General features: G+C 69.8%; 10 protein-coding genes, 1 tRNA gene and 1 pseudogene. 7 read left to right on the top strand and 5 right to left on the bottom strand.

All coding sequences use genetic code 11. From position 1 onward, the window contains the following. A pseudogene (locus tag KBZ04_RS09955) lies at positions 1 to 1,574 on the bottom strand (glycogen debranching protein); the annotation flags it as partial. Between the two features lie 71 nt (positions 1,575 to 1,645). Between KBZ04_RS09955 and KBZ04_RS09950 the strand changes: the two are divergent. From KBZ04_RS09950 to KBZ04_RS09925, 6 genes are all read left to right on the top strand, one after another. Then, positions 1,646 to 2,404, top strand: a complete 759-nt coding sequence (locus KBZ04_RS09950; protein WP_254991782.1) for an MBL fold metallo-hydrolase — start codon at positions 1,646 to 1,648, stop codon at positions 2,402 to 2,404. Positions 2,405 to 2,552: 148 nt separating this feature from the next. Continuing rightward, a complete protein-coding gene (locus KBZ04_RS09945) occupies positions 2,553 to 2,828 on the top strand; it encodes an HU family DNA-binding protein (protein WP_015110525.1) in 276 nt (91 codons plus the stop codon). A 23-nt stretch (positions 2,829 to 2,851) separates the two neighbouring features. Then, entirely contained in the window at positions 2,852 to 3,856 is a 1,005-nt protein-coding gene (gluQRS, locus tag KBZ04_RS09940; RefSeq protein WP_254991781.1) for a tRNA glutamyl-Q(34) synthetase GluQRS, read from the top strand. A gap of 538 nt (positions 3,857 to 4,394) precedes the next feature. Further along, positions 4,395 to 4,580: a hypothetical protein gene (locus KBZ04_RS09935; RefSeq protein ID WP_254944305.1), complete on the top strand. Its 186-nt coding sequence runs from the start codon at positions 4,395 to 4,397 to the stop codon at positions 4,578 to 4,580. A gap of 121 nt (positions 4,581 to 4,701) precedes the next feature. Next, positions 4,702 to 4,899, top strand: coding sequence for a hypothetical protein (locus tag KBZ04_RS09930; protein ID WP_254991780.1), 198 nt, complete (start codon positions 4,702 to 4,704; stop codon positions 4,897 to 4,899). Positions 4,900 to 5,045: 146 nt separating this feature from the next. After that, positions 5,046 to 5,414, top strand: a complete 369-nt coding sequence (locus KBZ04_RS09925; RefSeq protein WP_254991779.1) for an AbrB family transcriptional regulator — start codon at positions 5,046 to 5,048, stop codon at positions 5,412 to 5,414. Between the two features lie 45 nt (positions 5,415 to 5,459). Here the strand turns inward: KBZ04_RS09925 and KBZ04_RS09920 are convergent, their stop codons facing one another. Together KBZ04_RS09920 and KBZ04_RS09915 are read right to left on the bottom strand one after the other, a co-directional pair. Next, positions 5,460 to 5,948, bottom strand: a complete 489-nt coding sequence (locus KBZ04_RS09920; RefSeq protein WP_254991778.1) for a hypothetical protein — start codon at positions 5,946 to 5,948, stop codon at positions 5,460 to 5,462. Between the two features lie 85 nt (positions 5,949 to 6,033). Next, positions 6,034 to 6,105, bottom strand: a tRNA-Thr gene (locus KBZ04_RS09915). Positions 6,106 to 6,157: 52 nt separating this feature from the next. Here KBZ04_RS09915 and KBZ04_RS09910 point away from each other — a divergent pair. After that, a complete protein-coding gene (locus KBZ04_RS09910) occupies positions 6,158 to 6,415 on the top strand; it encodes a DUF3493 domain-containing protein (RefSeq protein WP_254991777.1) in 258 nt (85 codons plus the stop codon). Here the strand turns inward: KBZ04_RS09910 and KBZ04_RS09905 are convergent. Both KBZ04_RS09905 and infB read right to left on the bottom strand, forming a co-directional pair. After that, entirely contained in the window at positions 6,332 to 7,009 is a 678-nt protein-coding gene (locus tag KBZ04_RS09905; RefSeq protein WP_254991776.1) for a low-complexity tail membrane protein, read from the bottom strand. The two genes, KBZ04_RS09910 and KBZ04_RS09905, sit on opposite strands and share 84 nt — an antisense overlap. A gap of 4 nt (positions 7,010 to 7,013) precedes the next feature. Continuing rightward, a partial coding sequence (infB, locus tag KBZ04_RS09900; protein ID WP_254991775.1) for a translation initiation factor IF-2 occupies positions 7,014 to 10,025 on the bottom strand: 3,012 nt, incomplete at its 5' end.

The following is a 10,025-nucleotide window of genomic DNA, read 5'->3' as shown; positions in this document are numbered from 1 at the left end:
GCCCCCCTGGCTGCGGCGCACCTCGTCCCCCATCAGCAGCATGGGCACCCCGGGGGCCAGCAGCAGGGAGGCCAGCAGGTTGCGCAACTGCCGGTCGCGCAGGGTCTGCACCTCCGGGTCGCTGCAGGGCCCTTCCACGCCGTGGTTCCAGCTGTTGTTGTGGTTGTCCCCGTCACGGTCGTTCTCCCCGTTGGCCAGGTTGTGCTTGCGGTCGAAGCTGACCAGGTCGGCCAGGGTGAAGCCGTCGTGGGCGGTGAGGAAATTGATCGTGCGCCCCACCGGCGACGGCTGACCATTGAACAGATCCGGGTTGCCGGACAGGCGCTGGCTCAGGGTCCAGGTGCTGCGGTCGTCCCCCTTCCAGAAGCGGCGCACATCGTCGCGGAAGCGGCCGTTCCAGCTGGCCACCCGCCGGGCGGGGAAGTCGGCGAGCCGGTAGAGGCCGCCGCAGTCCCAGGGTTCGCTCACCACCTTCAGATCGCTGAGGTCGGGGTCCGCCTCCATCTCCTCGAACAGGGGGGAGCATCGAGGGGAGCCAGCGCCTCGCCCCGGGTCAGGGCGATGCCCAGGTCGAAGCGGAAGCCGTCGATGCCAAGTTCCGTGCTCCAGCAGCGCAGGGACTCCAGGATCAGGCGCCGCACCAGGGGGCGATTGGCGGCGATCGTGTTGCCGCAGCCGCTGACATCGAGGTAATCGCCCTTGGCGGTCTGGTGGTAGTAGAGGGCGTCGCCGAACCCCCGCCAGCTCAGGGTGGGTCCCTGCTGGTTGCCTTCGCTGGTGTGGTTGTAGACCACATCGAGAATCACCTCCAGGCCCGCCTGATGGCAGGCGGTCACCAGCTGGCGCACCTCGTGCCGTCCCTGCAACGGGTCGCTGTCCACCAGGTAGGCCGGGTGGGGGGCCATCCAGCTCACGGGGCTGTAGCCCCAGTGGTTGAAGCGCCCGTTGGGGGCGTCCTGGGGATCGAAGGCCATCACCGGCAACAGCTCGATGGCGGTCACCCCCATCTCCTGGAGGTAGGGCAGGGTGTCGATCAGCCCCAGGAGGGTTCCCTGCCGTTCCTCCGGCACCGGGCAGCCGTTGCCCCGGGTGAAGCCACCCACGTGCAGCTCATAGATGATGGTTTTCTGCCAGGGGTGGCGCGGGCGGGGGGCGGCGTCGAAGTCGAACCGGTCCCGCTCGGTGACCACCCCCTTGAGGCAGGCGGAGGCATTGGGGACGGCGCCGACGGCGGCGCCCCGCTGGTAGCCCTCCCAGCCGGTGACAGCCCTGGCGCAGGGGTCGAGCAGCACCTTGGAGGGATTGAAGCCGTGGCTGCCGGCTTGGATCGGGCCGAAGACGCGGTAGCCGTAACAACAGCCCAGGCCCAGGCCCTCCACCTCCACATGCCAGTGCTCGCCTGAGCGGTGGTTGGGGTCGAGCTCAATCACCTCCAGGGGTTCGCGGGCCTCGCCGTCGGCGAAGATCAGCAGCTCGATGCGCGTGGCCAACGGGGCCACCACGGAAAAATTGACGCCACGGCGGGTGACGGAGGCCCCCAGTGGCCAGGGATGTCCGATCCGGGTCGCCGACAAATCACTGGCCTGGATTGCCCCCAAGGGTACGTCGGGTCTCCGGAAGCTGCCGCCGGGCGTTCAATGGGGCCATGGCCAGTGCTGACGCTTCCCTGCTGCCGCCCGAGGAGGGCCGACCTCCCCAACGGGTGGCGCCGGGGTTGTGGCTGTTCGCGCCCAGCCGGGAGAGCCAGGGGGGCAGCGCCTGGCTGCTGGAGGCGGCCGGTGCCGACCTGCTGATCGACTGCCCCGCCTTCACCCGGGCCAACCTGCAGTTCCTGGCCGGCCGCCCCCGCCATCGGCCGGGCGGCAGTGGTGCGTCCCTGGCCTGGATCCTGCTCACCGGCCGCGGCGGCCATGGCCGCTGCCGCCGCCTGCAGCAGGCCCTGGGCTGGCCGGTCCTGGTGCAGGAGCAGGAGGCCTATCTCCTGCCGGGAGTGGATCCCCTGCACACCTTCACCAGCGAGCACAGGCTCGGTCCGGACGTGCGTCTGCTCTGGACGCCGGGGCCTTCCCCCGGGAGCTGTGTCGTCCATGTCTCCCCTCTGGGCGGGGTCGGCCCGGACGGGCTGTTCTGCGGCCGACTGCTGGTTCCGGTGGCGCCGGCCCGCCTGGCTCCCCTGCGGCTGCGGGGCACGTTTCACTGGGGAAGGCAGCTCCGTAGCGTGGATGTCCTGCGCCAGTGGCTGCCGCCAGGGTCCCCCGACTGGATCGCCAGCGGCGCCGGGCTGGGGGCCCTGAGGGGCCCGAAGCTGGTGGAGCAGGGCGCCTCCCTGCTGCGCGACCTGGATCTGGAGGCCCTGGCCCTCCAGCCCCCCGGCGGACCCCTGACCCCCAAACCGCTGTCATGAGTGGACTTTTCTGGTTGCGGCCCCGGCGCAAGACCCATACGATTGGCGCGCTGAGCGCATCGGGCGGTCGGGGATTTCCGATTCGCCTCCATCACTCGACGTCCCGAACCCCGCCATCGCCACCTCATCCGGAGGCTTCCCCAGAACCATGAACAAAGCTGATCTCGTCAACATCGTGGCTGCCCGCACGGAGCTCACCAAGACCGACGTCTCCCTCGTGGTCGATGCCGCCATCGAAACCATCGTGGACTCGGTGGTCGAAGGCAAGAAGGTCTCCATCCTCGGTTTCGGCTCCTTTGAGCCCCGGGAACGTTCGGCCCGCCAGGGTCTGAATCCCAAGACCGGCGAGAAGATCAAGATCCCCGCCAAACGCGTGCCCGCCTTCACCGCCGGCAAGCTTTTCAAGGACAAGGTTCAGGGCTGATCCGCAGCAGGAGCCGTTTCGCCATGCCAGCGGCCGCCGGGGCTCCGGCCCCGGCGCTGCGGCTTCCCCTCCATCTCCAGGCTCAGCTCGCCCAGGGAGTGGAGCGGCGACGCCAGGGTTACAGGACCCGCTTCGCCCCCTCCCCCACCGGCCCCCTGCACAGGGGCAACCTCCGTACCGCCCTCGTCAGCTGGCTTGACGCCAGGCTCAGGGGTGGGGAGTGGCTGCTCCGCATCGACGATCTCGACGCCCCCCGCAACCGGCCGGGTGCCGAGGCTGCGATCCTTGACGACCTTCACTGGCTCGGCCTCGGCTGGGACGGTCCGGTGGTGCGTCAGAGCGCCCATCGCGGCCTCTACGCGACCGTTCTGTCGGCCCTGCGCCAGGCCGGCCACCTTTACCCCTGCCGCTGCAGCCGGAGGCTGCTGGCCGATGTTTCGGCGCCCCATGGGGCCCTGGCGGTCTACCCGGGGCACTGCCGGGATCGGGAGCCAGTGTGGGGGCCCCAGGCCGGTCGCCTGCCCAGCTGGCGCCTGCGCCTGGAACCGGGCGTCCTGCGCTGGCAGGAGCGCGGCGGTCCCCGCGGACGCCAGGATGGCCCCACCGCGGTGGGGGACGTGGTGCTGCGGCGGGCCGATGGTGTGGTGGCCTACCACCTGGCCACCGCTGTCGACGAGTTGCTGATGGGGATCAGCGAGGTTGTGCGCGGGGATGATCTCTGGTCCTCCACCGGGGCCCAGGTGGCGGTGATGGCCGCCCTCGGCGCCTCTCCACCGTCCTATGCCCACGTGCCCCTGTGGCGGGACTCCCGGGGCGAGCGGCTGAGCAAGCGGGAGGGGGCCGAGGGGTTGGCCGGTCTGCGCAGCCGCGGCCTGGATGCCCCGGCGGTGATCGGCCGGCTGGCGTCCAGCCTGGCTCTGGTGCCAGCGGGCAGCCGTCTCAGTGCCGGGGAGCTGGCGGCCGGGCTCTCCCCGGAAACCCTGGACGCCTGCTTGTACCCGGCGAGGGCCAAGGGGAAAAAGGTTTAAGGAAGGTTTTCTGATTCAAGGGGTCTCGGTCGACCACAGTGAGGAGATCAGAACAATCCATCGCCCGCCGGCCATGTCCCTCCAGGTTCCCTCCACCGATTTGAGGAGCCATTCCCCTGCACCGTGCCGATGTCCCCAGTGCGGCGGCAGCGGACTGCTGAGGATTGATGATCAGCGTTACCGCACCTGCCTGGATTGCCTGGGCCAGGGGCACTCCCGCGCCATGGGGGGAGATGAACTGTTCTTCCGGATCGTCAGCGCGACGTCCCCTTCCGCCGCCAGATGAAGAAGGCGGTGGTGGCCACCACCGCCGCCAGTGGTGCCGCCGTGAGCAGCAGCAGGATCACGGCAGTCCAGTCGGTGTACATGGGTGCGTGTGTTGGAGAGGTGTCATCATCCCAGCAGATGCTCCCCGGCGATGCCCAACCAACAGCAACCCCACCAGGCTTCCCGGATGTCCCAGGTCCTTCGTCGCCTCGCGCCCGCTGGTCTCCTGACGTGTGCTCTGTTGGCGGCAGAGGCAAAGGTTCTGGCGAACGTGCAGTTCGAGAATTGCGTCACCGCTGCCGATGGCTCCATCACCTGCGACACGGTACCGACCGGCAACACCCTGATGAATGATGTCGACGCCCGCTACGGACTTCTCCAGAACGCCAGTCCCGGTTGGAGTGAGTTTGAGCCCTACCAGGGTTACGACGATGACTTCGGCGGCAACGAGACGTGATCAGCTCGCCTCTGCAGCTTGCAACGACATGTGGCGCCACTCACGGGGGTTGTGATGCCTGTCTGGGCACCTGACATCGATCCGGCCCATCCCCTGGCGTTGTGCCCAGGCCGAGCGCTATGTGCTGCAGCGCCTGTCCGATGGCTCCTACGTCTCCATCCGACCCGACGACCAGGGACTGGGGGATGTGATCGATCCGATGGCGGCCTATCTGTTCCATACCCATGAGGCGGCCCTGCGCGCCGCCGGTGAGCTCAATCGACTGGGTGGCGACGGTTTTGACGTGGTCAAGGTGGAAGGGCCTGTTGCGTCGTGCTGAGCCCAGCCCAGGGCCTTGCCGTGACCCTTGCCCAGCAGCAGACGCATCGGCAGCGAGTTCGTCCCTGGCGTGTATCGGCAGTTCGCCTAATGACGTCAGGCCGATAAACCTTTATAGTCAGTCTTGTAAGGTTTTTTTTGGTACCAATGCTCACCGGATCTGATCTCCTGGCCAAGGTCAAGGAGTTGGGCGATGTCTCGAAATCCGATCTGGTGCGTGGTTGCGGCTACGTCAGCACCAAGAAGGATGGCGCCGAGCGTCTGAATTTCACGGCCTTTTACGAGGCCCTGCTGGAAGCCAAGGGCGTCAGCCTTGGTGAAGGCGGCGGCAAGGGTGGCTCCAAAGGTGGCCGCAAGCTCAGCTATGTGGCCACCGTCCAGGGCAACGGCAACCTTCTGGTGGGCAAGGCCTACACCGCCATGCTCGATCTGCAGCCCGGCGATGAGTTCGAGATCAAGCTGGGCCGCAAGCAGATCCGCCTGATTCCTGCGGGATCCACCGAAGACGACGATTGAGCTGAACCCGCAGACCTGAAACCACGGCAAGGCCATGGCTTCAGGTCATGGTGCGGGAAGGGGTTCTTCCCGCTGCTGACGATCACAGGCCACCAGGAACGCTGTCACCTGGTCCCCCCAGTTCACCACCACAAGCAGGTTGCGGGGTGTTCTGGAAAATCCTTTCTGGGACAGTACGGCGAAGCCGTTGAGATCGTCGTGGCTCACCAGGGGATGCCTCCCCTGGAGGCCCCCCCACGCACGCAGGAAGCTGTCGCCCTCAAGCGCTTGGCATTGCGCGTAGGCCGCTTCGGTCGCAATTCCCTGGCGCCGCAGCCTCACGAAGGTATCCAGATCCGGCCCCAGGTGGTCGATCCAGCGGCCGAGGTCCCCCACCGCCACCAACCGGCTGCGGTCCGCGCCCGCGGGGGTCAGCAGCAGGGCCGTGGTGGCCAGCGACCAGCCCGCCTCCGCCAGCAGTCGCTCGGCCGCTTCCCTCAGGGCGCCATGGTGGCTCTCCAACAGCTGCTCGTGGCGTGTCCTGAGATCATCCATGGCCCGAGTATCGCCACCGACACGCCCGGGCGGAAATGGAGCGCAGCTGGGGTTGGACCCGGTGCTGGGGCGGGGTGAGCAGAGAAGCCGGTGATCGGATTTGAACCGACGACCTACTGATTACGAATCAGTTGCTCTACCCCTGAGCTACACCGGCATCGGCCAAGAAATTAGCATTCGTCGGCTCACCACCAGCTGCCCACCAGTCCATGGGATCCGACCCGAAGAGATCCCTGGATCCGGAGTTGCGCCGGCGCCTCCTGGCGGAAGCCAGGACCCCCTGGCGGGGGCTGCGGCGGGCGCTGTGGTTCGCCCTGGTGGCCTCGGCGGGCCTGGGTCTGGCGACCATGGCCCTGCGGGCCTCCGCCGGCTCGGAGGTGGCCTCAGGGGACCTGCTGATCCAGGTGGGCGCCCTCAGCCTCTTCGCTGCGCTGCTCTGGTTCGACCGCAACCGGGGGGACGGTTGACGGCACCTGCAGCTTCAGGGGTTCCGGCAGCAGCAGCGGCAGGCCCAGGCAGAGGCGCTGCTGCTCCAGTTCCGCCAGGCTGAGCGGCGGGGTCCCGGACACCGTCTCTGGCTTGCGGCTGAGCAGCCACAGGGTCTGGACCAGCTGTTGCCATTGCCAGAGCATCACCGCCAGCAGCAGGGCCACCAGCAGCAGGGCCACCAGACGCGGACAGGCGCTGAAGGGGGAAACGGGCGAGGCCACGGCCGCCTGGCGGTCGATCCACCACAGCAGGGGCAGGCCCAGGGCGGCGCCGACGGCCGTGGCCAGCGCCAGGGCCGGGGTGGCCTGGAGGCGGCTGAGCCGGCGCTGCAGCTCCCGGCGGCCCCGCAGGGGGGTCTGCAGCAGCAGCAACGACCAGACGTCGGCGGGGCGACGCACCAGCAACAGGGCCGGCGCCAGGGCGCCGATGGCCCAGCAGAGCAGCCTTTCCAGCCCCGGCAGGGGGCCAGGGTCGCTGCCGGCGAGCACCAGCAGCAACAGCAGGGCCTCCAGCGGCAGCACCCCGATGGCGATCAGCTGGAGCCAGAGCAGGGGCTCGCTGCGGGGTGTCACGGGATCAGGTGCTGAGGGTCCGGCGCTGGGTGACCAGCTTGAAGGCCTCGACCCGATCCCTCTCCTGCCAGCCGGTGAACCGGTCGCAGCCGATGCCGCACTCGAAGCCGGTGGCCACCTCCTTGACGTCGTCCTTGTTGCGACGCAGAGAATCGAGATCGCCTTCGTAGACGAGCTCCTTGCCGCGGTGCACGCGGATGCGGCAGTTGCGCTGCAGTTTGCCGTTGGTGACATAGCAGCCGGCGACGGCGCTCTTGCCGATGGTGAACACGGCCCGCACCTCCGCTTCGCCCAGGTTCTCCTCCACCAGCTCCGGTTCCAGCAGGCCCTCCATGGCCATCTGGATGTCCTCCAGCAGCTTGTAGATGACGTCGTAGTCGCGCACATCGACGCCAGTGGCATCCGCGGCACGCTTGGCACCGGAGGCCATCGAGGTGTTGAAGCCCACGATCACGGCGCCGGAGGCCGCCGCCAGGTCGACGTCCGTTTCGGTGATCTCGCCAGGGGCCGACAGCAGCACCCGCACCTGAACCTCCTCCTGGGGCAGTTGTTCGAGGGATCCGAGGATCGCCTCGACACTGCCCTGGACATCGGCCTTGAGGATGAGGTTGAGCTCCTTCAGCTCGCCCTCGCTGACCTGGCCCGACATCGAGGCCAGGGAGACCCTCCTGGAGGCCATCTGCTGGGCCAGGCGGGTGGCCCGGGCCTCGTTGGCCCGGTCGCCCACCACCGCCCGGGCGCTCTTCTCGTCGGTGTAGACCTCGAATTCGTCGCCGGCGGTGGGGACTTCGCTGAAGCCGAGGGCTTCCACGGCGCTGGAGGGGCCGGCCTGTTTGACCCGTTTGCCGGTGTCGTCGACCATGGCGCGCACCTTGCCGAGAATCGGACCCGCCGCCAGCACGTCGCCGGCCTTGAGGGTGCCGTTCTGGATCAGCAGCGTGGCCACCGGGCCCTTGGCCTTGTCGAGGTGGGCCTCGATCACGGTGCCCCGGGCCATCCGGTCGGGGTTGGCCTGCAGGTCCTCCACTTCGGTGACCAGCAGGATCATCTCCAGCAGCTTGTCGATGTTCTCCCCCTTGATGGCGCTCACGGGGACCATGACGGTGTTGCCGCCCCAGTCCTCGGCCACCAGCTCCAGGCCCGAGAGCTCCTGCTTGACCCGGTCGGGCTGGGCCCCTTCCTTGTCGATCTTGTTGATCGCCACCACGATCGGCACCTTGGCGGCGCGGGCGTGGCTGATCGCCTCCAGGGTCTGGGGGCGGACGCCGTCATCGGCGGCCACCACCAGCACCGCCACGTCGGTGACCTTGGTGCCGCGGGCCCGCATGGCGGTGAACGCCTCGTGGCCCGGGGTGTCAAGGAAGGTGATCTTGCGGTGCTCGTCGCCGTGGGGCACATCCACCTGGTAGGCACCGATGTGCTGGGTGATGCCGCCGGCCTCGCCCGCCGCCACCCGCGTCTTGCGGATGGCATCGAGCAGGCTCGTCTTGCCGTGGTCGACGTGACCCATCACGGTCACCACCGGGGGCCGGCGGATCAGGTGGGCCAGGTCGCTGTCCTCGATCATCTCCACGGTCTTCTTGGCCGCGGCTTCGATGTCGTCCTGGAGCACGGGCACGCCGAACTCCTCCGACACCGTCTCGATCGTGTTCAGATCGAGGGTCTGGGTGACGGTGGCGATGATTCCCTTGAAGAAGAGGGATTTGATGATCTCGGAACTCTCCACTCCGAGGCGGTCGGCCAGTTCCTGCACCGTGAGGTTGCCCTCGGGCACGATCAGCATCTCGGGGCGCTGGGCCTTGGCTTCGCGGGAGGCCCGCAGTTCCATGGCACGGCGCCGCTGACGCTGGCGGGTGGTCTCCTTCTTGCGCTTGCGCACCGCCACGGTGGGCTTGGCAGCGGTGCCAGGAGCGGAGCGGGGCTTGGCCGGCCGGGCCAGGCTGGCCTGGAGCACGAGGGCTTCCTGCTCGCCGGCGTAGCCGCCGGTTTCGGCGGTGAGGGCATCATCGTTTTCACCGATGATGTGGACCTTCTGGCGCTGTTTCTGCGGGGTGCGGCTGCGCAGGGCCTCGAGCTTGGCGCTGTCGTCCCAGTCGGGCCGCCGGGCGCCGGGGGCCCGGGCGCCGGCCGGCGTGGGCGGGCGGAAGCCGGGGCGACGGGGGGCCGCCGGCGGGGTGGCGGTCGGGCGCGTCACGCCCTCCGTCTCCCCTCCGGTTTCAGTGCCGCCTTCGGTCCTGTCGGGACGACGCGGTGGCGGGGCGGTGGGACGGCCGGTGGGCTTCTGGAGCTGCATCAGCTCGCCGGGGGCCATCGGCTTGCGCATGCCGGCCGGGATCCCCGGGCGGCCGGGGGCCGCCGGACGTCCCGCCGCCGAGGTGCCAGGACCGGCCGAGTCGCGGCGGATCGGTTTGCCGACCAGCTCGAGCGGGGTGGGGCCGGGCCGTCCCGGGGCCGAGCCGGCCCTGGAGCCGGCGCCGCCGGGACGGATCGGTGCGGGGGTGCCGGGACGCTGGGGACGGGCCGAGGGCGGCGCGGGCCGGCTGCTGGTGGGGCCGCCCTGGCCGGGCTGGGGACGCCCGACCAGCTGGGGGCGTGTGGCCGGGGGCCGGGTGGGGGCGGCGCCCGCACCGGCCGGCACGGGCCGACCGGGGGCCGGCGCCGGTGGCCGTTGGGGGGAACCGACCCGCACCGGGGGCGCGGAAGTGCGGTTCACCGGAGCCGGGCTGGTGGGTTTGGGCGCCGCCAGGGGTTTGGCCGGTGGGGCCACCGAGGCGGGCCGTGCCGGGGCCGCGGGCACCGGCCGGGACGGCGGGGCGCCGGCAGCGGGCGGACTGGCCGAGGGGGCCTGGGCGGCAGCGGCAGGTTTGCCCACGATCGTGGGCGGACGGACGGCGGGCTTGCCGGCTTCCACCGGTCGCGGACGGGCTGGGGGAGGGGTGCCGGGGGGCCTGGGGCGCGCCGCAGGTGGTTCGGGGCGGGCAGGGGCAGGGGCGGGAGCGGCGGCCGCCGTCGGCCG

Source organism: Cyanobium sp. N5-Cardenillas (genome assembly GCF_024345515.1).
GTDB lineage: Bacteria > Cyanobacteriota > Cyanobacteriia > PCC-6307 > Cyanobiaceae > Cyanobium.
The sequence above is the reverse complement of the archived record's forward strand: the minus strand, read 5'-3'. Positions and strand labels throughout refer to the sequence as shown.

Excerpts from the sequence above, each read along its gene's own strand:
- KBZ04_RS09920 (WP_254991778.1), bottom strand. The coding sequence starts at position 5,948 with ATGGATGATCTCAGGACACGCCACGAGCAGCTGTTGGAGAGCCACCAT.
- KBZ04_RS09925 (WP_254991779.1), top strand. The coding sequence starts at position 5,046 with ATGCTCACCGGATCTGATCTCCTGGCCAAGGTCAAGGAGTTGGGCGAT.
- gluQRS (WP_254991781.1), top strand. The coding sequence starts at position 2,852 with ATGCCAGCGGCCGCCGGGGCTCCGGCCCCGGCGCTGCGGCTTCCCCTC.
- KBZ04_RS09945 (WP_015110525.1), top strand. The coding sequence starts at position 2,553 with ATGAACAAAGCTGATCTCGTCAACATCGTGGCTGCCCGCACGGAGCTC.
- KBZ04_RS09910 (WP_254991777.1), top strand. The coding sequence starts at position 6,158 with ATGGGATCCGACCCGAAGAGATCCCTGGATCCGGAGTTGCGCCGGCGC.
- KBZ04_RS09950 (WP_254991782.1), top strand. The coding sequence starts at position 1,646 with ATGGCCAGTGCTGACGCTTCCCTGCTGCCGCCCGAGGAGGGCCGACCT.